Annotated in this window: 27 protein-coding genes; 2 read left to right on the forward strand and 25 right to left on the reverse strand. The window is 60.3% G+C overall.

Annotated features, from left to right (window positions below; all coding sequences use genetic code 11):
* Positions 1-281: 281 nt before the first annotated feature.
* From D0T21_RS31620 to D0T21_RS09360, 5 genes are all read right to left on the reverse strand, one after another.
* The gene (locus D0T21_RS31620; RefSeq protein ID WP_147328064.1) at positions 282-641 is read right to left on the reverse strand and encodes a hypothetical protein; all 360 of its coding nucleotides are present in this window, start codon (positions 639-641) and stop codon (positions 282-284) included.
* A 73-nt stretch (positions 642-714) separates the two neighbouring features.
* Complete coding sequence (locus tag D0T21_RS31625; protein ID WP_147328065.1) at positions 715-1,026, reverse strand: ABC transporter; 312 nt, start codon at positions 1,024-1,026, stop codon at positions 715-717.
* A gap of 96 nt (positions 1,027-1,122) precedes the next feature.
* Positions 1,123-1,497 (reverse strand): YajD family HNH nuclease, encoded by a 375-nt coding sequence (locus tag D0T21_RS09350; RefSeq protein WP_116994076.1) that lies wholly within the window; start codon positions 1,495-1,497, stop codon positions 1,123-1,125.
* Between the two features lie 513 nt (positions 1,498-2,010).
* A complete protein-coding gene (locus tag D0T21_RS09355; protein WP_116994075.1) occupies positions 2,011-2,628 on the reverse strand; it encodes a YdeI family protein in 618 nt (205 codons plus the stop codon).
* Positions 2,629-3,512: 884 nt separating this feature from the next.
* Positions 3,513-4,718, reverse strand: coding sequence for an integrase arm-type DNA-binding domain-containing protein (locus D0T21_RS09360; protein WP_116990028.1), 1,206 nt, complete (start codon positions 4,716-4,718; stop codon positions 3,513-3,515).
* An 814-nt stretch (positions 4,719-5,532) separates the two neighbouring features.
* Between D0T21_RS09360 and D0T21_RS09370 the strand changes: the two genes are divergently transcribed.
* Both D0T21_RS09370 and D0T21_RS09375 read left to right on the forward strand, forming a co-directional pair.
* Entirely contained in the window at positions 5,533-6,225 is a 693-nt protein-coding gene (locus D0T21_RS09370) for an SOS response-associated peptidase (protein WP_116994335.1), read from the forward strand.
* Positions 6,226-6,233: 8 nt separating this feature from the next.
* Entirely contained in the window at positions 6,234-6,452 is a 219-nt protein-coding gene (locus tag D0T21_RS09375) for a hypothetical protein (RefSeq protein ID WP_147328066.1), read from the forward strand.
* A gap of 1 nt (position 6,453) precedes the next feature.
* On the opposite strand, the gene D0T21_RS09380 is transcribed toward D0T21_RS09375, so the two are convergent.
* From D0T21_RS09380 to D0T21_RS09465, 20 genes are all read right to left on the reverse strand, one after another.
* Positions 6,454-6,672, reverse strand: a complete 219-nt coding sequence (locus tag D0T21_RS09380; protein WP_116994337.1) for a hypothetical protein — start codon at positions 6,670-6,672, stop codon at positions 6,454-6,456.
* 65 nt (positions 6,673-6,737) lie between these two features.
* A complete protein-coding gene (locus D0T21_RS09385) occupies positions 6,738-7,112 on the reverse strand; it encodes a DUF1353 domain-containing protein (RefSeq protein WP_116994338.1) in 375 nt (124 codons plus the stop codon).
* Complete coding sequence (locus tag D0T21_RS09390) at positions 7,109-7,393, reverse strand: hypothetical protein (RefSeq protein ID WP_116994339.1); 285 nt, start codon at positions 7,391-7,393, stop codon at positions 7,109-7,111. The genes D0T21_RS09385 and D0T21_RS09390 overlap by 4 nt, the downstream gene beginning before the upstream one ends.
* Positions 7,390-7,998: a hypothetical protein gene (locus D0T21_RS09395; RefSeq protein ID WP_116994340.1), complete on the reverse strand. Its 609-nt coding sequence runs from the start codon at positions 7,996-7,998 to the stop codon at positions 7,390-7,392. Before D0T21_RS09395 ends, D0T21_RS09390 begins: the two co-directional genes overlap by 4 nt.
* A 45-nt stretch (positions 7,999-8,043) precedes the next feature.
* On the reverse strand, positions 8,044-8,502 hold the full coding sequence (locus D0T21_RS09400; protein WP_116988834.1) for a glycoside hydrolase family 73 protein: 459 nt from the start codon (positions 8,500-8,502) through the stop codon (positions 8,044-8,046).
* Positions 8,499-8,825 (reverse strand): hypothetical protein, encoded by a 327-nt coding sequence (locus tag D0T21_RS09405; protein ID WP_116988832.1) that lies wholly within the window; start codon positions 8,823-8,825, stop codon positions 8,499-8,501. The genes D0T21_RS09400 and D0T21_RS09405 overlap by 4 nt, the downstream gene beginning before the upstream one ends.
* Entirely contained in the window at positions 8,825-9,358 is a 534-nt protein-coding gene (locus D0T21_RS09410; protein WP_116988830.1) for a hypothetical protein, read from the reverse strand. Before D0T21_RS09410 ends, D0T21_RS09405 begins: the two co-directional genes overlap by 1 nt.
* Positions 9,359-9,429: 71 nt before the next feature.
* Positions 9,430-9,882 (reverse strand): hypothetical protein, encoded by a 453-nt coding sequence (locus D0T21_RS09415; RefSeq protein WP_116988828.1) that lies wholly within the window; start codon positions 9,880-9,882, stop codon positions 9,430-9,432.
* Complete coding sequence (locus tag D0T21_RS31630; protein WP_147328067.1) at positions 9,882-10,706, reverse strand: hypothetical protein; 825 nt, start codon at positions 10,704-10,706, stop codon at positions 9,882-9,884. Before D0T21_RS31630 ends, D0T21_RS09415 begins: the two co-directional genes overlap by 1 nt.
* On the reverse strand, positions 10,707-11,771 hold the full coding sequence (locus tag D0T21_RS09420; protein ID WP_116994341.1) for a hypothetical protein: 1,065 nt from the start codon (positions 11,769-11,771) through the stop codon (positions 10,707-10,709). It abuts the gene before it with no gap.
* Positions 11,768-17,254: a phage tail length tape measure family protein gene (locus tag D0T21_RS09425; protein WP_116994342.1), complete on the reverse strand. Its 5,487-nt coding sequence runs from the start codon at positions 17,252-17,254 to the stop codon at positions 11,768-11,770. Before D0T21_RS09425 ends, D0T21_RS09420 begins: the two co-directional genes overlap by 4 nt.
* 45 nt (positions 17,255-17,299) lie before the next feature.
* Complete coding sequence (locus D0T21_RS32400; protein ID WP_307720715.1) at positions 17,300-17,593, reverse strand: DUF1799 domain-containing protein; 294 nt, start codon at positions 17,591-17,593, stop codon at positions 17,300-17,302.
* A gap of 68 nt (positions 17,594-17,661) precedes the next feature.
* Positions 17,662-18,060 (reverse strand): hypothetical protein, encoded by a 399-nt coding sequence (locus tag D0T21_RS32405; RefSeq protein WP_229211422.1) that lies wholly within the window; start codon positions 18,058-18,060, stop codon positions 17,662-17,664.
* A gap of 109 nt (positions 18,061-18,169) precedes the next feature.
* Entirely contained in the window at positions 18,170-19,330 is a 1,161-nt protein-coding gene (locus D0T21_RS09435; RefSeq protein ID WP_116994344.1) for a hypothetical protein, read from the reverse strand.
* Positions 19,327-19,545 (reverse strand): hypothetical protein, encoded by a 219-nt coding sequence (locus D0T21_RS09440; protein WP_116994345.1) that lies wholly within the window; start codon positions 19,543-19,545, stop codon positions 19,327-19,329. The genes D0T21_RS09435 and D0T21_RS09440 overlap by 4 nt, the downstream gene beginning before the upstream one ends.
* Positions 19,545-19,952, reverse strand: a complete 408-nt coding sequence (locus D0T21_RS09445; protein WP_116994346.1) for a hypothetical protein — start codon at positions 19,950-19,952, stop codon at positions 19,545-19,547. Before D0T21_RS09445 ends, D0T21_RS09440 begins: the two co-directional genes overlap by 1 nt.
* A complete protein-coding gene (locus tag D0T21_RS09450; RefSeq protein ID WP_116994347.1) occupies positions 19,949-20,347 on the reverse strand; it encodes a DUF3168 domain-containing protein in 399 nt (132 codons plus the stop codon). The genes D0T21_RS09445 and D0T21_RS09450 overlap by 4 nt, the downstream gene beginning before the upstream one ends.
* On the reverse strand, positions 20,344-20,853 hold the full coding sequence (locus D0T21_RS09455) for an HK97-gp10 family putative phage morphogenesis protein (protein WP_116994348.1): 510 nt from the start codon (positions 20,851-20,853) through the stop codon (positions 20,344-20,346). The genes D0T21_RS09450 and D0T21_RS09455 overlap by 4 nt, the downstream gene beginning before the upstream one ends.
* Entirely contained in the window at positions 20,846-21,187 is a 342-nt protein-coding gene (locus tag D0T21_RS09460) for a phage head closure protein (protein ID WP_116994349.1), read from the reverse strand. The genes D0T21_RS09455 and D0T21_RS09460 overlap by 8 nt, the downstream gene beginning before the upstream one ends.
* Entirely contained in the window at positions 21,187-22,035 is an 849-nt protein-coding gene (locus D0T21_RS09465; protein WP_116994350.1) for a phage head-tail connector protein, read from the reverse strand. The genes D0T21_RS09460 and D0T21_RS09465 overlap by 1 nt, the downstream gene beginning before the upstream one ends.
* Positions 22,036-22,054: the final 19 nt, after the last annotated feature.

A 22,054-nucleotide genomic window follows, 5' to 3' on the forward strand; every position in this document is an offset into this window, starting at 1 on the left:
GGCGACGAAATGACTGGTTGAATTTTTGTGTCCATGATTGAATTTGTGGGCACAATTCATTTCGCACCCTATTCAATCATGCGGACAGCGGATCAGATCGTACAGACGTGACTGGGAAGACGCTTACAGATAAACTTCCAATTGGACGACTGCTGCTGGCCGGTCCCTACCGATTGTACTCGACGGTTGCGGTGCTAGCCGTAGTCGCCTCCACTCCCAAATTGCAAAGTTTCAGGGAGTCATTGTTTGCAGGCTGCACCCGCCGTGATAGGGTGTGCGCCTTACCGCAAATTGTTTGCAGACTCGATCAGCGAGCTTAGAGGGACACCCCACAACTTTTCGCCGTCAGGGCCATAAATATCGAGGATATTGTTTTCCCAACGCCCCAAGCTCGCACCCGACTCATAGAAATTTACGAGGTCAGCATACGGGTTCGGAGAATTCGGAAACCTTCTTGACCAGTCGGTGCAAGACGCAGACGCTCGATTCAATTGCGACTCGGTAATCGTTACGGGTGCATCATCTTCAGTGACCACCCAGGTTCCGAACAGGCCAAACCGAGCACGACTGACTGACAAATCCGCAGCAAGGAATTTGGCAAAGGCACTCACAATCAGTTCATATAAAGCGTCGTTATTCATGTCATGTACAAGTTGCAATTTGGCAGACGACATTCACATGCGCGACTGACGGCCTCTGGCCGGTTGCGGTTAGCTATGCAACCAAGAATTCGTCGACCGAGTTCATAGGCCAAATGGTTGTGTAGCTATCTTCTGAAAACAATCGGAATCCAGCTTTTACACGATTCAGCAATTTATGACTAATCAAGGAAGGCTTGCTTTTCTCGAAGGCTGCTTCCGGATTTACAGTCAATATGAAAATATTTATCTCACCGCAACCCATATGATGACCATCAACTTCACCGATGTCATCCAATTCAATAGCCAGCGCCTGCTCCAAACTCAACATTGCGTCAAAGTCAGACAGCAACTCGCCACGTACCTGTAGAACCAACTGATAACTCATAATTTCCCGAAAAAATCCTGCATCTTGATAGAGGATACCCGTTCGAACGGCGGCATCTCGCCGGTTGCAGCGCCTCGCGACTGGTCCACCCTACCGTTACTCTTTCTTTTTCATCAGACCGGCCAACGAGGCAAACGGATTATGCGTGGCCGGCGCGACTTCGGCCGATTTCAGACCATGTCCCCGGTCGGCCTCCAGATAACGCGAGTGTTCGTTGTCGTGGCAGTAAAGGCACAGCAATTCCCAGTTGCTGCCATCAGGCGGGTTGTTGTCGTGATTGTGGTCACGATGGTGCACTGTAAGCTGCGACACATTGGTATGCGTGAATTCGCGCATGCAGCGCCCACACACCCACGGGTACATTTTCAGCGAGCGCTCGCGATAGCCCAGCTCGCGCTGGTCGGCCGCACGCCGTGCGTCGGCCACAATTTTGTCCAGCCGCGCGGCGTCCGGTTTTTTCCCAACTGTCATGCTTATTCCTTCCAGTGTTGTTACATGTTGGCCGGCAGCGCTCACCGTCGGCCGGCTCGGCCCCTGGCGGCCCGTTCCAGGCCGTCGCTAAGCGTTAGACCAGTCGCTTAATAGGAATATTTATAGTGACTGTTCCTAGTCGACATGAACCTATTTGAGGACAACTGTTCGAAAAATCTCATACGCAACAAGAGCAAAAAACAAGTACGCAAACCAAGGAACCAAAAAATATGGCACCACCGGAATGTGAACTACCTTATCCAATATCAGATACACCGTAGAAAAAGCAAAAGCGGTAGCGAGCAACCAGTTCTTTTGTTTAATGAAGAGACCTGCGCATGTTACCGTACCTGCCAAGCCAATAATCGTTGCAATCTGCATGTTAATTAATTAATGAAATATATGTTACTAAGAATACCGCCGCGGCAAATGGCCGTCAACGCTCTGCTTACCTCAACAATGGCTGTACTTGGCCGCTTGCGTTCGTCATCGCGATGAGTCGCGCCCTTACGCTTATGTCGCGTCCTGGTCGGCCTTGCTCCGCTTCTTCGCCATGACCGGATGAAGCGTCTCATGCCGAGCCAGCATGGCTGCATACTCCTGTGCCTTGCGTAGTTTGGTCTCAGGCTTTATTGCTGTCTGCACCCGGAACAACACTGCATAGCGGTTTTGCGAATTGAGAGTGGCGAAAAATTCGGCTGCGCCGGGGTGGTCAGCGAATGCAGCTTGAAGTTCTGGCGGCACGCTCGCCATGCTAGCCGATTCGTATGCCGCATCCCATCGACCATCTTTTTTCGCTCGCTCGATTTCAGCCAAGCCGCTCGGCTGCATCTTACCCTCTTCAATATACCTCAGCACCTTCTCACGATTGACCTTGGACCATAGACTGCGTGAGCGACGCGGTGTCCAGCGCTGCAAATAGTGATGGGCGTCGAGCGAACGCTTCTGGCCGTCGATCCAGCCGAAGCACAGCGCAACTTCCAATGCCTCTTGATAGCTTACGCTAGGGACCGGGGCTCCCTTTTTCGAGTGCTGCAGCCACACCCCGTCTGAGCCGTCGTGATGGGCTGCCAGCCATTGCGCAAACGCTCCCTGGGATGGGAACAGCATCATCTCAACATCTTCCGCCATTGAATCACTCCGATATTTTTTAGTCAGGCTGACGGATCTAGCCGTTAGGTCCTGACCGGACTTAATCTACGGGGGCAGCATAACAGCTTGTCCATATGAAAAAAACGCAAATTGTCACAGCAGGAATCGCTGGGTCAAACATACATGGTGTAATCAAATCTGGTCAGTGTTTCTGGCCACCGTGCTTGCCGCAGCAAGGACGGTTTGTAAAGGCCCCGGGACACCACTCCCGTGTATGCGGTATGTTCACTGCTTGCCCGCGCCGCATGCGCGTATGGCGCCGCGATCCGCTCCTTGTAGAAGCCTGATCGCGGTGGGACCAGTTACCCAGGGTCCATGGGGTGTGCCTCGCACACGTTGTCGGCCCACGAGGGGCATGGTTGGCAAGCAGCGTTCTGCTGCGCTGATAGCGGTAGATCCGCTGTCACTGGCCGCCGTCACTGAGAAAACAGCGGCGGAGCCCATATAGCGCTTGGTTGCTAGCGCGTCGTCACTGGCAGCAGGCCGCCAGTAACGACGCGCGGTTTGCGCCGCGGACTAGGGCGGCGTATCGACATGCACGCGGCGGCAGATCGCCGCATGAGGTGGTGACGGTGCGTAAATGCGCACGATGTGACGCGCAACGTCTTCAGGGGAAGGATGCGCAATATGGACGCAGCCAGTCCAGGCTGATCGCAGGCTCGTTCAAAGGCGAAGCCAATCTAAGATGAAGCTATGCACGAATGCATTATCTAAGGGCGCGTGACGAGCGCAGACGCTTGGCGCGATGCCAAGTTGCGCGAAGGGCGATCCCCTCGCGTCGAAAAGTATATTGTCCGCCATCCGGCTCGCGGCGGCATCACTTGGATAAAACTATCTTCGGTTTATTTGTAGTCGAGGCTATTTTACGTTGCGCGCAGTCCGTCAAGATAGTCGGCCCAGCGCTGCATCATCTCTCGGCGCGCCGGCAAATGAGCGGTCCGATTATAGGCACGCCCATTCGGGTCTTTGACGCGATGCGCCAGCTGGTGCTCGATCAGGTCAACGCGCTCGCCAAGAACTTCGTCCATGATCGTGCGCGCCATCGCGCGGAAGCCGTGAGCTGTCATGACCTCTTTGCTGTAGCCCATACTGCGCAAGGCGGCGTTGATGGTGTTCTCGCTCATGCAGCGGTCATGCGTGCGCATACCTGGGAACACATACCTGCCCTTCCCGCTCAATCGATGCACCTGTCGCAGTATGTCGACCGCCTGAGTGGGAAGCGGCACGATATGGTCATTCTCCATTTTCATCTTGGCGCCAGGTACACGCCACTCGCCTTTAACAAAATCAAGCTCCGACCACTCCATCGCGCGGATCATGCCAGGTCGCTGGAACAGCATCGGCGAGATCTTCAGCGCAGCCATGGTGTATGGATGCCCTTCGTATCCGTAGATGGCCCGCAGCAGCGCGCCGACCTTTTCAGGCTCCGTGATGGCCGCGTAATGCCCCTCTGGCACGGAGGCCAAGGCGTCGCCCAGATCGCGCGTCACATCGCGTTCTGCGAGCTCGCAGGCCACCGCAAAGCGAAACACCTGCCCCACCGCGCGCTTGACGTTATGAGCGGTCTCCAACGCGCCGCGATCCTCGATGTGTCGCAGCGCGCCGAGGACCTGGCGTGGACGAATCTCCGAGATCGGCATCGCGCCGATGACAGGGAAGATATCCTTGCGCAGCCAGTTGAAGATTTTCCGCCGCGTGCCCTCGGCCCGTTCAGCCTTGGTCTTTTCAAGCCACAGGAGGGCCACCACCTCGAAGGTGTTGGACGCCGCCATCTGTCGCACAGCCTTGGCGCTGCGACGCGCTTGCGCTGGATCTTTGCCCCCCCGCTGAAGTGCGCGCGCCTCGTCGCGGCGAGCACGCGCCTCACTGAGCGACACTTCCGGATATGGACCGAACGAGAGCCGGCTTTCCTTGCCCGACGCCTGACGAAACTTCATGCGCCACAATTTGGAACCGGACGGGATCACTTCAAGGTAGAGCCCGCCACCATCGAAGAGCTTGTAGGTCCGCTCCCGGGGCTTGGCTTTCCGGATCTGGGTATCGTTCAACGGTACGACGGGGATCGGCATGATGGGGGCATTTTAAGGGGGCATCCCGAAAACTGCCCCCAAAAATGCCTCCAAAACCGCGAGCTGTCAACAGACCTCAGCAGCTTTTGGGGGACTCAGATTTGAGATTTCTCCTATGAGAAGGAGAAAAACCGCGACATGCGTGGACGTCTGCGGATGAGGTAATGGTGCTCCGAGCCGGAATCGAACCGGCACGCCTTGCGGCGGGAGATTTTAAGTCTGATGTGCATTTCTTTCGAATCAACAACTTAGGTATGTTTTTCGTTCCGCACTCGGCGAAAAATAACCCTATATCCTCCGGGCATGGCGGAATTTGCAGGTGATTTTGCGGAACGGATTTATGCGATATTTAGGCAACGGGCGGAACCTGTTCGGCGACGTCCGCCGGCGCGCCATTCCGCGCATGGAAGATCGATTTCATCTTGTCCTGAGGCGGATACATGTCAACTACCTCCAGGCACCACTCCTGAAAATAGACTGGTTGGCCTTTCTGGTCACCTAGTCGTCCATACTGATACCCGTGCCAGAGCATGCGCCCTTGGTTCCAGCTGACGCAGCGAGCGTCCCAAAGATCAGGCAACAACTCAGCACCCGCGCGGTGTACGCCCCATTCTACGACCCGAAGTCGCAAGTGCCCGCCGACATCGAGCATCGTCACTGCACCGGATACACCTGGGTCGTTCGATAGGTCGCGATCAGGGCGACGTACGCCTCGCTGCCGGAATTGAATAATTTTGCTGTACATTCATACAGTATAATAGCCAGATCAAAAAAGCGCTATTATTGGCGATTCATACAACACAGGCTGATTATCATGTGCGTCAACTTCCGCCCACCAGACCCTGAAATGCTCAACGCTGTCATGGGCGTGGTGATCGACCTGCACGACAGCGGATTCTGGAAGGCTGAGACCTGGAAGGATTACGCCGCGCCGGTGGTTCGCCGCGGCGCCGACGGCGTGCGCGAGGGCGTGCTGGCCACCTACGGCATGGTGCCGCGCGACAGGATACCGCCCGGCGTGCGGCCGTTCGACACGATGAATGCGCGCGCCGAGACCGTCGGCCAGCTGCGCTCGTTCTCTGGCGCCTGGAAGAAAACGCAGCTGTGCCTGGTGCCGATGACTGCGTTTTACGAGCCCTGCTACGAAAGCGGCAAAGCGGTGCGGTGGGGTATTGGGATGGCGGACCAGTCGATGTTCGCGGTGGCCGGCCTGTGGCGGGAGTGGGAAGGTGAAGAAGGTAGGGCCGCGTCGTTCACCCAGCTGACGATGAACGCCGATGACCACCCGCTGATGCGGCGCTTCCACAAGCCGGGCGACGAGAAGCGCGCACTGGTGATCGTGCCGCAGGAGGAATGGGATGACTGGCTGGAATGCACGGACCCTGAGCGAGCGCGCAGCTTCCTGCGCCCCTACCCCTCCGAGCTGATGACGTCGTGGGAATACCCGGTGCCGCCGCGCTCGAAGAAGGCCGCGCCGGCGCCGGACACATTGGCTTTGGGATTGTGACGGAGAAGATGATGGATGCAAAACCACCAAGGGATGGGGATATCGTGCGCCAGCGCGGCTGCCCGACTGGCAGGAAGATGCTGGTCGAGGCCTCAGAGCTGGGAGATCAGCACGACTGGGAAGGCGTCCGCAACGGAGTGTACTGCACTTGGAAGGAGAACGGTGAGGAGCGGTTCGAGGTCTACCGCGCCGGCGACCTGGTGGTGGTCGAGCGCGCCGCCGGCTAGTCTAACGCCAGCAGTCAACATTTCGGCGGCGCTTGATGCCGCCTAAAATCCGCTCGACGATCTGCGACGGCAAATTGTAGGTGGCGAAGTACTCGGCCGCATCCTCTACGCCAAGCATCTCCTGAAACACAATGCCCACCTCAACCTTCTGCGCCGTCAGCCGATCGCTACGGCGGCAGTGGGGTTGTTCAACAATCGCGAGGCGGGATGCAGTGACCATGCAACAATAGTATGCCCGCCCGGGCCTTCGATATTGATATTAATCAATTCTGCCCGGTCAACAAGCTACGTGCCGGCCGGCTCCCAGTGCGACGCGCCGCCGGCGCGCACACCCGCCCACATCAGCCACCGGCGCCAGGCCGGCACGCCGGTCACCTCCGACGCCTCGCGCAGCACCGCGTCCGCCATTTCCCGCGTCACCTCATGCGAACTGTAGAGGTAGTCGTGCACCGCAGCCGCTTGGTTGGACGTGTCGCCCGTCAGTAGGAAGATCACCGGCAGCCGCGGCACGCTGGCCAGATCCGTCTGGAAGCCGCGCGGGACGACGAATGTCCGGCCGGCCACGTCGGACTGGTAGATCAGCGCCGCCGTCAGCACCCACTTGCCGTCGTCCGTATTGTCGGCCACTTCCAGCTGCAACTTGGTGAGGAATCGGCTCATGGCGTCAGGCTCCTGGGTGGAATTGCATAGGCCGGCGCGGCCGGCACTTGGTCGAACATCGGCAGCGGCCCGCACAGGGCGCGCAGGGCCGGCAGGATCTGCGGGTTGCGCAGCACGGCGCTGTACGGCGTGGCGCAGCCGGCGAAGGTCCAGACCGCGATGGCATTGTCCTGGGCGGCGCGCAGCGACACGCCGGCGGCGGACTCGTAGCCATTGACGGCCTGCTGGACGCTGGCGCAGCCGGCCACGCTGGCCAGCAGCAGGATGGCGACAGCTTTCACGGCGCCACCGACCCCGTCGCCTGCAGGGCGCCGGCCAGCACAATTTGCCCGACGGTCAGGCCCAACACAATCTGGTCGTGCACGCCCGGTTGCAGCGGCGCCGTCTCCACGATCTTGATCAGCGCCGGCAGCGCGGTGTCGTTCAGCGCCTTCAGGCTGGCGATATCGACTGTCGCGCCGGCGGCGCATACCGCGTCGACGATGGGCAATGCCCCTGCCAGGTCGTCATGGGCTTCGGTCGACAAGCCGCGCAGCACCGACAGCGAGGCGACGGTAATCTGGGCGGCCGGGCAGACTTGGGCCAGTACCTGCTGTGGCGATGCCTTCGGCGCGCCGGGCGCCGGGGTCGCGCACCCGGTCAGCGCCATGGCGCCGGCTGCCAGCATGGCGATCACCAGCAGCATGCCGGCGCGGGCGAAGCCGCCCTGCCCGCCCGGCGGCGTGGACGACGCGCCTGGCACCAGGATCGAGCCAGCCAGGCCGCCCGGTGCGAACAGGTCGCGGATGCCATAGCCGAGGAAGCTGCCGATCAGCGTCCACATCGCCTCGGCATTGTGCGCCGGCGGGAAGTAGGAAATGAAAACGCCTGCTGCGATAGCAAGCAACGAAAAAATCTGAACTGCCCATTGACGATTCATGGTGATGCCCCTTTACGGTTTGTCGAACTGCTGGAGGTTTCGCGACCGCATGGTCGCGATGATCTTGTCGGCGTAGGCCGGATCGGTGGCGTACCCCGCCGCGTGCACCACGCGCGCCCAGGCTTCGCCGCCAACGGCCTTGAAGCAGGCCGCGTACCGCTTGTTCGTGGAGAAGAACTTCGCGCGGTCGTCGAAGCACGCCTGCCAGTCCGGATACAGGCGCCAGCGGGCCGGCACCAGCATGCTCTTGCCGTTGATTACCTCGGTGCTGGCCATCTCCCAGAAAGGGCCATGCCAGCCAGCATCCGCCTTGATGTTGAAAAGATTTCGCGCGTTGGCGGCCGTCTTCGACGAGCCCCAGCCCGATTCCAGCGCGGCCTGAGCGATCGTGAACGAAGCTGGGATGCCGGTCAGCGCCATCGATGCGCGCGCGGCCGGCGCGATGGCGGCGATAAAGTCGGCCGGCTTCATGAGTGCGCCTTGTCGGCCTTGCCGTCGAGCTTGTCCTCGATGCGCTCCAGTTTCCCGAAGACCGCATCAATCGAACGGCTCACCTGGGACATCGCGGCGCCCAGGTCGTTTTTTGTGCTGAAGTTCTCGGCAGCATGCAGCTTGTATTCGGCCAAGCGCTGCTCCTGCATGGCATGGCGCTCCTGGCCTGCGCGCTCCAGTGTCGCCACGTCGGCGACTAGCTTGCGCAGCATCCACCACAGCACGAGGGCGAACGGCGTGACGAGCAGGCCGACGACCAACTCGATAATCAGGCGGACCAGCTCGAAGGAATCTTTGTCCATCAGGCCTCCTGCGCGTGGTGGATCACCTCAGCACCGGAGAACTGGTAGCCCTCCACCATGTACTTCTGCGCCAGCCAGATCGGCTCGGGCAGCATGTGCACGCCCTCGTCCTTGCCGGTGTGGTACTGCTTGCCCAGCAGCCGGCCATTGACGGTCATGTCGTCTACGAACAGATACGGGTCAACCGGTACCATGCGGCCGGATGCATCCGGCGCGGCGCCGGCGAAGAAGGCCTCCCAGTCGAAGGTCTGCGCATGCGGCCCCCACAGCCCGAACTTGCAGTCATTCGAGAAGCGCGGCCAGTCGACACCCTCGGCGAAGCAGCGCTCGATCGGATAGTGGTGGGCCTCCAGTGGGCCCAGGTCGGCCGCGGTGAGGCTGGACAGCCAGCACTTGCCGCCCTCGCGCTCGATCAGCGCCAGGCGCGTGCGCGTGAAGAGCGCCGATGCCGCGCCGCGCGGATCATGGCCTGGGATGTTGTACTCGACGGCCAGTGTCTCGCGCTGCTCGTGATCTTGCGTTACAGCTATCATGGATTTTTCTCCAGACGTAAAAAAACCCGCCGGAGCGGGTTCGATGGGGATGAGTATGAGGATGGTTAAAATCAGGTCGGCCAGGTCATGGCGGGCATCAGCGTGAGCAGTTCGGACACTGTCGGAGCAGCACGCGTACCAGCTTGGACCTCAGCCAGGATGGAATACGCCGCCGCCCACACGCAGTCGCGCCAGGCGACGCATGCCAGCGCCTCGTCCTTGAATGTGGCATTGGTGCTGGTGGCGTAGGTGCATGCCGAGATGATGCCGTAGTAGCGCCGCGTCTTGGCCTCGTCATCCAGCATCGCCTGGATGGCAGCAGTGCACTGCTCAATCGTGATCGACGGGACAGGAGGTGCGCCGATCAGTTCGATTCCATTCCGCGCGGCATTGGCGCGGAAAAGGGTCCAGTTGGCGCGCTGTTCCGAAGTAACCTCGATGAAGCATTCAGCATGCTCGGGCGCCAGATCCTGGCTATAGCTGCCAGTAAGTGCGCCATCTGGCGCGTAGGTTACATATTCCATTATGCGACTTTCCAAAGCTGAAGCGATGAATAAACCTCAGTTCCCAGGGACGTTGCAGATCCAAGGCCGACTGATGAAACTGCTGATTGGGTATAGTGATTGAGCTTAATATCCTTCGTCGCAGAAATGGTAAATTTTCCCTCGACTCTGTTCCAGATCACAAAACTGCTTGAGCTGCCGGCATTGTTGTTGTCGCCAATCATGATGTCGGATGAGTCGGTATCATTCCGCAGAGTAAGGCGCGTAACACCCGTTTGGTTCGTCGGAGCCTTCGCGACGAATTCATATGTCCCAGCCGGCAGGGTAACCTTGTTGGCTGAGAGCGATGCGCCAGGGATGGTATTGGCGCCAACCACAGTATTCAGCGTTCGGACTTGGGTCGTTGTTGCCCCCGAAGACCCACCTGCTGTCCCGCTTGATTGCTCTTCGCGTACGTGCAGATATGGGAACTGTCCGGCGGAAGCACATGACCAATGCGTCGGGTCTGCCGATGGATCGGTAGACCCGGTCACTCCAACATAGCAGCGATAGGTACGGCCGTCGGCTGGGCTATATCGAACGTTTCCTGCAACATAGGTGCCAGCTGCCCAAGCAGGAGCGTTCACAGCAGCGATTGCAGCCGCTGACTGCGCGCTTGCGATCACGGAGTTGTTATAGGCATCGACCGCATTGTTGTAGGTTACGCTGCCAAGTGCGTTGAGCTGACTGCGAAAATTAGGCTGCGCGGCAACCCAATTATCCCCATCGGTCGGAAAGGTTGCGGGACTGGAAGTGGACGGCGGCGTAGGCAGAGCGTCAACTGGGGTAGGAGCTGTCTGGGACATTTAAACTTCCTCTAATTCTAAAGAGATGATGGCGAAATCTGGGTACTGCAAATTGATCGTGAAGCGACGGTAGAAGCCCAGGATCAGCAATGCCTCGAAATATTCTTGGGTATCGTCGTCCAGGCCTGCCCAGACCGCTGTCGAACCATTCAATGAATCGCGCAAGCTGCGCGCCTGATTGACGAATTTCTTGTCCAGCCAAATACTTGAGATGGTCTTGGGGACGTTTCGACTTGGAATAAGAGTGGCGGTCCCGTCAGTGGTACGGTCGACCGTAGAGAAATTCAACGCGTCCGATTCTGCGGAATATTGCACATCGCCTATATCCACTTGCATGCCCATTACGCAAGCGCCACAGGCGACATTTCCAGTCAAGTTCGTCAGAGTGATAGTTATTACCCCATTGGAATATGGCGGAATATCAAACACCACGAGGCTGTTTTGCGTTTTGAATGGAGCGAAGTAGTAGTCGTACCAGTTGGCCACATATCGCAAATTCAGATTGACGGTCTTGGAGTATTGCGTCACCCCAGCAACTGTCACCGTGATCGTGGCCGAGGTTGCCGAAAGACCAAGAAGCGCCAAGGAGTCGATTCGCACCCCAGGCGTGATTGTGGCTGTGAGCGTGCCGGCCGGGACCGTCGTCGCCGTGTTTCGCAACGTGTCAAACATCGCCCATGGATTCGTCGGGCCGATCGCTTTCCACTTCGCGCCATCGGACAGCACGTTGCCGACATTACCCCCGATCAGTGATTCATAGACCAGGTGTGCGACGTTGTCGATGACACGATCAGCAAGAGCATAGGTGGTGCCGCCGGCATAGACCTGATAAGTCGTTCCAATGCTCACCCACCAAGTAGGAGAGCTGGCCGGTGCGTGACCGGTATTGGAGCCCTGGAGCGACTTGTAGATCGTGATCAATCCGGCGGCACCAGCCACGCCAGCGGTTGCGTTCAGCGCATAGGTGGTGCCGCCGGCATATAGGGCCGGCGCCGTCTCCACTGCGCTCGTGCTTGTCAGCATGGCGTCGGTAATCGCCAGCGGCGGGATAACTTTCATGCTCATGTGGATGTCTTCAGAGAATTGCCGTCACGAGTGACGCGAGTCCAGATGTCGGCGGTTTTGCGGACGTGCTTCGTGTTTTCCACAGTGGCAGCGAGCACCTGGCGCAGCACGGCGGTGTTTTCCTTCACGGCCGCATCGCTAGAGCCGCCCCCCATCATTTCGCGCGTCTGGCTGGCGGTATAGATACGGGCTGGCTGGCTGAAGTGGGCCAACTCCGGCCCCTGCTCCCCAACCACCGACCAACCAGAAGCGATCCCGCCGCCAGCATGTGCGGGGAGACTCGCCAGGAAACTTTTCCATATGCCGGGAGCTGCTGCTGCGCTAGCGTCGGAAGATGCTGCCTCGGCGCTATTGCGTGCGATGACCGCCGCAAAGTCCCGCGCATACCCGATTCCACTTCCGTTGACAGCTTTGGACGCAGCCAGCAGCGCTGTTTCGGCAGCCTGCAAATGCGATGCATCTGCCGTGGAAAATTGCTGCTGGGCGGCGGCATATTGCTGCTTCGGAGACAGTGCGGACGAACTACCAATCAGCAGCGTATCGTTCAAGGCGCGAAACGCTGCGGCGGCATTCGTCGCGGCAGTCATGCTGCTGGCAAGCGCATCGCCGAAGGATTGCGTGGCGGCTTTCGCATTGGCGATCGCGCCCGCCGCTTCCTGAGCTGCCCACAATTCCTGCGTGGCGCCCTGTAGTGCTGGGCTCAGCAGCGCCAAAGCTGCAGCATGCTGCTTCTGCAAGACGGCGGCCGCTCCGGCTTTGTCGCCGGTTGCGTCGTAGATTTGCGCCTGAACGGCCAACAGCGAGTTCGATTCCGTCAGCGCATCCTTCTTGGCCTGCTCGGCTGCCTGGGCGTCCCAAGTCGCCTGCGTTGCCGCAGCCAGTGCCGGCGTCAGACCGACCAACGCCGCGTTGTGCTGCTGTTCAAGCACGGCAGCCGCTGCCGCTTTATCACCGGTGGCGGCGTACAGGCCGGCCAGCTGAGTCAGGATCGCGTTGTGCTCGGACGTGGCGTCGGCCATGGCCTTCTGCGCCGCCTGGGCGGCCCAGGTAGCTTGCGTGGCGGCTGATACCGCTGGCGTCAGGCCGACGAGGGCGGCTTGATGCTGTTGTTCCAGCACTGCGGCGGCACCAACCTTGTCACCAGTGGCTGCATATAGATCCGCCAGCTGCGTTAGGACTGCATTGTGCTCAGTGGTAGCATCGGCGATTGCCTTCTGCGTTGCCTGCGCTGTCCATGTAGCCTCGGTTGCGGCAGCAAGCGCCGGCGTCAGGCCGACCAGCGCAGCCTGGTGCTGAGCAAGCAGGACGGCAGCTTGGCCGGCCTTGTCGCCGGTGGCCGCGTACATCTGCCCCTGCTGGTCGAGGATCGCTGCAGCTTCAGTCAGCGAGTCCTTCGCGGCCTGCGCCGCCTGCACTTGGTCGTACAGCGCCAAGTTGTGGCCATCGATCGCCGCGCGCGCCTTCGCCGCCAGCTGGGCCTGCGTCATGGTCAGGGCATCTAACTGGTCTTGCAGGCCCTTGCGCTCATCGGAAATTTCTTGCTCCGACTTGGTCAGGTCGACCGTGGCGGCATGGGTCTTCGCGAAGGCGTCAGCCAGCGCCAGGAGCGACGTGTATTGCTGCGCACCCGCGTCGGTGGCGAGCTTGCCGGAGTTGGCCAGGCCGAGCACATAGTCCTTGAATTGGTCTCGCGTGGTCAAGCTCTGCAGGCCCATGGCCGCCAGCTGGTCGGTGACATACTTTTGCACCGGCGCCAGTTGTTCCGACTTCGACAGGAAGTTCTGCGCGAACGAGTTCGTCTGGCTGTTCAGCTGGTCGATACCGCCCGCCAGCTCGATCAGGTGCTCGCGCGCGGCGATGCTGGCCATGCCAGTGGCGCCGAAAGTTGTGCTGGTCGCAGCCAGGATCGAGTCGAGCTTGGCGTAATCGCCAGCAATGCGCATCACGGTCTCGGCATAGCCCTCACCCACCTTGCGGAACTGGTCCATCTGCGGGAATGCGGCGGACGCAATATCGTCCATCGACTTCGAGATGACAGAGTTCAGCGCGTCGGTCAGCGCGGTACCGGTCAGGCCCTTGAGCGAGACCTTAGTGCTTTCCAGCGTCAGGCCGTCGATCACCTTGGTCACATCGGCGGCCGAACCGCCCAGCGCCACCGCAGCCACTTGCAGCGACTTGTCCAGGTTCGTGAAGATCAGGCCGAACTGCTTCGACAGCTCGTCGCTCAGCCCCTGCGTCTGCACCGAATTGCTGGTGCTCTTCGACAGCCCGAACCAGCTGGACTTCGTGGTGTCCACGCTGGCATACTGGTCGAAGCCATTGCCCGATTGCAGTCCGCGCACGCTGCCGCCGTACTGGAGGCCGGAGTCGACGATGCTGGTCGATGTCTTGCCCCACAGCGAGGTAACCTTTCCGAGGACGCCACCAATTAGAGGGATTGCGCCCACGATGCTTTGAACGGTTCCCGCGATTCCGCCCAGGCCACTCGTCCCCGTGGCAATGCCCATGTTGGTGCCATCGGTGAGGCCCGGCGTGCGCACGACCAGGTTGGTCAGGCCAACCATTGAAGCCTCGATCGCCTGCAACGATGTCAGCATGCCCTGGTTGATCGGGACCAACAGGTCGGAGTTTGCCGACATCTGCTCGATTGAGCGGCGCACCGAATCCGACTTCGCGGAGCTGTCGCCGAACACGGAGCCGCTGCCCTGCGTTTTCTGCACGTCGGCGGCCGACTGCCCGCCACCACCGCCTCCGCCGCCGCTGAGCGCAACGCCCAGGCCGGTCACGATGGCCGCCATGGCTGCCATACGGACGAACGCCGTGTACGGGTCGCCCTCGCCCTGCGTCAGCACCGCATTCACGCCCTTGACGAGACTCAGCGCAATCTCAGCCCCTTGAAGCATCACTGTGGCCGCGTGCATGGCTTGGTAGCCGCGCGAACCCTCGGCGAAGAAACCCTGCGCGGCGGACGTCACGCCGGCATAGCCCTGGATCTGCGACTGGGCAGATTGACGGTTCAACTCATCTATTTCCCGTAACTTTGTCGGGTCGCCGTCTTTCTTCGTGGCTGCAATAGCCAGATCTTTATTGATCTGAAGTTGATGGGCGGCATTGTCAGCATAAGCCTTGAACATACCGCCCGCCGCCTTGCCGGCGGAACCGAATGCGCTGGTCAGTGCCTCTGAAATGCTGGTGCCAACATTCTTCCAGTCTTTAATTGTTTGATCGGCCAATTTCTTAGAAACTTCAAGATCATGCGCCACCGCCTCGGCCGCCGCAGCTTCGCCATTCAGGCCAGCCAGGATCTTGCGACGAGCAATCTCATCGTCAAGCTGGCTCAGACGAATCGCGTACGCCGCCCGCGATTTCTCATCCAGGTCCCATCGCTGCATTCCGGTTCGCAGGAAGTCGGCATCAGCCGCCATCTGCTCGGTATCGCTGCTGACAGCGGCCTGGCGAACGAGTTCAATTTGCTCCTTCGTCTTGCCGATTTCAGCATTATGCAAACGCTGTTTGGCGATCTGTTCATCGAGCTTCTTTATTTCCGCGTCGCCGCCGGAAATCATTGCCTTGATCATTGCGTCGTAGGATTTTTTCTCGTCCTCCAGGGGCGTGACAGTATCGCCGCCGGCGGTGTTGCGCATTTCATCCAAAAACTTCTGGTGCGCCGCCGCGATCTGGTCGTATTTCGTTTTGGCCGCAGCCACTTCCTCGGGGTTCTTTGCGTGCGCCGCAGCTGCTTGCAGGAGCGATGACTCCTTCGCAAAGGCAATTGCCTCGGAGGCAATGTATTCAGCGCGCGCATTGGTGCGACCGGCGAGGAAGTCTTCGTCAGACGTGCCGAAATTCGTGTGGAAACGGGTGAGCATGCTGATACGCGCGTCATAGATCGACTTTTCGCCATCCAGCATGGCCTTGGCATTATTCAGGCCATTCTCCAGCACCTTCGCGCGGTCATCGGAACCCTTCTCGACATATTTGGCGTTCGAGGCAGCGACCAGGCGCGCAACGTTGTCGGCCGTCTCCACGATCGCCTTGCCATTGGCGACGGCGTTGGCATTGACGAGGGCGGCATCCTTGCGGATCTTGGCCTCAGCGTCTGCACGCAGCTCATCGCGGGTCTTCAGGCCAACCTTGATCTGATCCAGGTCCTTTTGGGCCGCGACGGCCTTCATGTTCGCGAGGTCGCGCTCCTGCTTGGCAGAAGCGTCGATTTCCGCCTTGTTCGATTGGGCAATCAAATCATGAACGATCTTGCGCTGCGCCTCAATTTCAGCTCGAATATTGTTGCCGGGCCCGGAGTCGGCGGTACCGTTCGCAGTCATTCGACGCATTTTGTCCTGCAATTCGTTCAGCTTCGCGACCTGCGATGCAACCTTCTCATCAATGGTAGGGAATGCGAACTTGCGCATCGACTCCGACGCGGCGTCAAGGATCATGGTCCAGCCCTGCGCGTTCTTCTGCCAGTAGCTGAGGTGCTTCGCATTCTCGTCCAGGCCGGCGTTCATCAGATGCATCGCCTCGATGACGGCCTGCTGGGAATGCCCCTCCTTGTCCAGGGTGGCGATGTGCTCATACTGGGCGGCGTTGAGGAAGTGATACGACTTGTTCGCGGTCTCGGCCCAGGCTGTCACGCCATTACTCATGCCGTCGAAGAACTTGACGACATCCTCCGATGACTTGCCTGTCAGGCGCGCGAACTGCAGCGCACTTTCACCGGTGGCCAGCATAGCGCCGGAGGTGAAGTGTCCGGTTGCAGCCAGGCCTTCCAGGACTTCGGTGGCTTTGCGCACACCGCCGGTGGCTGATGATTGGATGCTGGTAGCCATCGAATTCAGACTGTCTCGCGTGGCGCCGGCGAAGTTACCGGTGAGCTGGATCGACTTATTGAACCCATCGATCTCGTCGTGCATCTTGTACAGCTCGTAGCCGGTCAGGGCAACTACGGCGGCTAGGGCGCCGAGGGTCAACCCGGCGGCAGAAAACAGAAGTGAAGCGGCGTTCGTGCGCTCCGCGAGCACGAGCAGCGAGCCGCCAAACTTGGAGTAATTCCCCTGGCTCATCTCATGCGCGAGCACGATCAGCTCGCGACGCGCGCCGGCGGTCGACAAGCTAAATTGTTCGGTGTGGGCACCGGCCTTCTTCGCTTCTTCGCCATAGGCCGAGGCAGCGTCCTTCATACCGGTGAGACGGGCATTCAGAGCCTGAACCTCGCCGCCGACGCCAGCCAGGTTTGCCTTGTACTGGACCAACTGCTGATCGGTCATGCCGAAGGTAGCGATCTGCTCTTTCAGGGTGGCGATCAGCGCCTTCCCTGCGGCGTTGACGTTTCCTGTGGACGTGGTGACGCCAGCCCACGCATTGGTCATTTCCTGTGCCGACTGCTTGACGGTCGCAGTGGTGCCGGCTAGATCGGATTTCAGATCGGCGGTGTTCGCCGACAAATTCACGATCAACTGACCGACTGTAACTGCACCTGGCATACCGTACTCCCAATGAAAAAGGCCGGCCGGAATAAACCGGGCGGCCTACTTTTGCGCTGCGCGCCATGTGTTGAGCGCCGCGCGCTCCATCACCTTTACGCCCTGAAAAACCTCTGTGACCTGCTTTTTCTTGACGCCGGCCGTCGCCAACTCCAGCTGGAACGTCGTGAAGTCCAGGCCATCGCGCTGCGGCTCCATGCCGGGAATCCAGCGCCACTGCGTCGACATCGACATGAAAATACTGAAGGTCCGGGCGTTTTCCGGCCAGACTTCGAACTGCTCTGGCTCGTCGTCCTGGCCGACCCATTCCGCCGCTATGTCAGGGTCGACCCCGAACAGCGCGAGATCATCTTCGGCGCCGGCGCTGTCATCCTTACCGCCGCGCGCCCAGAACGCGGCGGCGTCGGCTAGTTTTTTGTGCGGGCACCGACGTTGATTTCGTTGATGGCGGTATTGATGCCGCGCAGCAGGCTCACGCCCAACGAGGTGCGCGCCACGGACAGCAGATTGTCCTTGCTGAACTGGACCGGAACTTTTTCCTCGTCGACAACGCCCTTCCAGTCGGTCATGAAGTTCATGATGCGGTCGACCGATACGGCCTTCCAGGCGTTGACGGATTCCTCGCTGCCGTCCTCGGCCGGCGCGGCGGCGCGCGACTCGGCGGCGATCGCGTCTTTGGCATCGTCGTCCAGCAGGTTGAAGGTGCCGGTGAATTCAAACTTGCGGAGTTTTCCGCCATCGTCCGGTACGTCGACGAAGACGGGCCAGGTGATTGACTTGGGCTTGCTGGATGGGATGATGAACATGTGATTTCCTCTCGCGGGTGAATGAGTGCCCGTGCCAGCCGCCGCGCCCGCGAAGGCGACAGCGGCCGGCCGGTGCTGGGGTGGCTTGCGCCGAAACTTCAGGGGTGGATTACTGGATGCAGATCGTGATTTCGTCGTTGCCAACGACAGGGATCAGGTCGGCCTTGGTGCCCAGCATCGTGATGCCATCCTTGTCGCTGTACGCCGGCGTGGTCAACTGCATCGCGGGAGCGTCGATCTTTACCTTGTTGCCGGCCGCCGTGCCGTGGGTCATGGAGAAGGCGCCCAGCGTCACGTTCTTGATCTGGGTCCACCAGTCTTTCGCGGCGACGGTGGTCGCCTCCTGGGTGATCGAGCCGGAAGGCTTGCGGTCGGTCAGAACGACGTTCTCGGAGCCGCCGACCAGCGAACGGAAGACGACCGTATTGGCGAGATCGAACGAGAAGTCGCTCCCGACAGCGGCGGCATAGCCGGCGACGACCAGGCCCGAGGTGTTGGTATTGTTGATGGCCAGCGGCTGCTGGAATGCCGACAGCGTGACGTTCGGCATGGTGACGTCGGTTGGCGTGAGGAACAGGCCGGTGAACGTGAAGCTGAACATCGGGACGCCCTGGGCCGACGCCTTGATAGCGACGGTGCCGCGCGCGCCCAACAGGATGTGGCGCACGGAGTCCACGTTGCAGTAGATGGCGATCGACTCGAACGCGGACGAGACCGGCTGGTAGACAACCTGCTTGGGAATGTTGTAGACGCTGGTCACATCGGTCGGCGTGGCCCAGGCGGCGGTCATGGTGGCGGTCTTGGTCGAGCCAACGTAGGACTGGACCACGCCAGACTGCCCCGCCCCGGTGCCGCCAGTGATGTAGACGGTCATGCCAACATAGGTGCCGTCCGTCGCCGATGCGCCGGCCACGAACTGGATGGTGTTCGCGCCGCCGGCGGCGGCAGTGCCGGTGAGCGCCGTACCCAGCAGCGTCTCCGACAGCGCACACGCGCGCAGCAGCGGGCCATAGCCCGGCGCGGTGCCGGCGGTGCCGGAGCCGGCTACCTCAACGTCGAAGGATACCTTGGCGTAGATCGCTGCCAGCACGGACGGATTATTGCCGAGGTAGGCCTTGATGTTGTTGCGCTGGGCCAGGTTCATCTCCATCGGCGAGACGGTGATGTTGCTCATCAGGATGGCGTTGGAACCACCGGTGGGTACCGGGTCAACTCCATACGTGGTTTCGATCTTGGCCAGAATGGCGCGCTTGCGGAAAAGAAGGCTCATGTTTTCTCCGGGGTTGGATTGGATTGGTCATCCGGAGTGGCCGGGCTGACGGACGTAAAAAAACCCGCCGGAGCGGGTTGGTCTGGTGCTGCTGGTTCGTCGGGCGGCGCCGGCGCGCGCGCGGGCGGCGCGTCCTCGGTGCGCTGGATCAGTTTGCGCTGGCCGTCTTCGTCAATGGCGTAACTGCCGCCCTGCCCTGCATATTCGTTTTCCATCAAACAACTCCTTCAAGTGCGCGGTATTTCACAAGGTAGGTGGCCTGCGTGATGCCGGCCGCTGGGTTTTCAACATCGATGGCCCGATTGACCTGACCGATCGAGATATCGATGGCCAGGCCGCCAAGCGTGCGGTCGACGTACAGCGCCGCGTGCGCGGCGGCGCGGGTGGGCTCAGGCGCCAACTTCGGCACCGGGCCGTCGGCGCCGATCATCAGCGTCACGGTTAAGTCCCAATACACCATCGATCCGACGACCGGCTGGCAGATTTCATCGCCACAGTCGACCACGATGCACGGCTTGGTTTCGAAGCTGAACAGCGCCTCGGTATCCTCTCGCACCGAGATGCCGGCGCCGGTCAGCGTCGCGGCGATTGCAGCAACGATGCTCTGTGTCTTGGTCGTCATGCGGGATCTCGATAGTGGATGCGGAACGTGCAGTGGTTGAAGTAGGTCTTCGTCGGGGGGTCGTACATGTCGACGTCATCGGTGTAGAACGTGTCGTCCACATAGACACCGCCGACCGTCTGCTGCCGCTGGCGGTCCATGGCGGCGCGCACCTGCTGGACGATCGCCGCAGCGTCGTTACGCGTTTTCGCCCAGCTGGAAATCTGGAATATCGCCGTCATCAGCGGCGGGTCGGCCACCGCGCCACGCGCGCTGGACCCGCTCATCTTCTGGTATGTGATGGCCGGAAGCGTCGGGCTGTCAGGCATGACATCTGGGGATATCCGCTGGCCGACGAGCGCAGTCAGGCCGGTCGCCCGCTTGAGCAGGCCAACTACAGCGAGGTGTCCGTTCATCCAGCAATCCCTGCAAAGTTGTTGCGCACCGTTTCAACCAGCGTATCGAGCGCCTGCTGCCCTTTTTCGGCCGCCGCCGGCGCCATATACGGGTGCGCTGGCGTGTTGGACTCGGAAACTTGGCGCTGATAGGCCTTGAACCGGCGCGTGCCGAATAGGGCGTCGTGCATCTTGCGGTTGATATGGCCCTTCTCAACCCAAAGCGCGTAATACGGTGAGTCCGGGCCGAATTTCTTCACCTGTGCGGTTGTCAGCGTGCCGGCCACCACGTTGAAGACAACGCGATCGGGCGTGCCGCGCCGCTGCACCGTGCGAATCGACGCTTTCAGGGCGCCGGTCAGCTGATCTTCGGGCGAGACAGGAACCAGATTCGCCTTCGCCTGGTCCTTGATGATGTTGGCGGCCTGGCGCAGGCCGGCGGCCAGCGCGTTCTTGGCCAGACGCGGCGTGATGGCGTTCAGCGATGCGGCCAAGGCCTCCAGACCTGTGACGACGAGATCAGCCATCGTTCATGCCCTCCAGACACGTCAATTCGATAGTGCGATGCTGCTCGTCGATATCGCGCGCCGAAGAGATGTTGAAAACTCGAGTGCCGTATAAGCAGCGCATCGCGGCCATGGCTTTCGGGTTGGCGAATTGCACCTGATACCGGATCTGGATTACGTGGCTTATCTCGGTGTTGACTGCCGCCGCCGCTAAAATTTCACGTCCACTCAAGGGTTGTATGTCCGCCCAAATTGTGGCGACATTCGACCAGGTCATGACCTGCCCGTTCAGCACGTCAACGCCGGTATCGCGTGACTGAATCGTCAAGCGATGGCGCAAATTTCCGGCACGCATCAGTACACACTCGGCAGGTATGGATCTAGCAGGCCATCGACGTATGGCAGCAGCTCAACCTTGCCGCGATTGAGGATGGCCACCTCTTCGCGGTTCTCATACAACGAGCCAACGCGCAACAGCATCCAGCTACGGATGCCTTCCGGCACCACGCCGATGAAGTTGCGGCCAGACCCATCGTCGGTGAACGTGATGGCAGAACCGGCTAGGTCGGTCAGGGTATAGGCGCCATTCACGGCGGTGGCCACCAGATAGGTGCTGTCGCCATCCAATGGGCTCGGCAGCGCGCCACCGCTGTTGTAGACGCGCACGCGCGCGCCCACCAGCCACACCACCGGGCCTGAAACCTTGAGGTGGGTAGTGTCGCTCGCATGCGCTACCGTCATCGGTGACGCATAGCCGGCATCGTAGGTCACCAACACCGAACCGATTTGCGGCAGCGGAATCGGCCAGATCTTGCCGAAGCACGGCGTGATAATGGCCGGCTCCATGGCCGAATTCACGACATAATCGGCCGGTGGCATCGTCTGCAACACGCCGGCCATGTCGATGTACTGAATCGAGACGACGTCGACCACCGGCGAGCGCGGCAACTGGATGGCGTAGCCTGGAAGATTGACGGCGTTGGGCAGCGCTGGGTAGGCGCCACAAGGAAACCGGTCCAGCACAAGCTGGAATCGAGCGTGCAGCAGCTGGCGGCGAGTCTTCGACTCAACCGCTTGGCGCGCGGCCACGATCAGCGACTTGATCTTGCTGTCGTCGGCGAAATCATCTACACGGCGGTCGTTCTTCGCCTCGATGAGATGAATCGGTTCGCCAGACGGTTGGATCAAGCAGATTTCGGGCATTTTTTATATCCTGGAGGTG

Source organism: Duganella sp. BJB476 (genome assembly GCF_003416895.1).
In the GTDB taxonomy this organism is placed as follows: domain Bacteria; phylum Pseudomonadota; class Gammaproteobacteria; order Burkholderiales; family Burkholderiaceae_D; genus Rugamonas.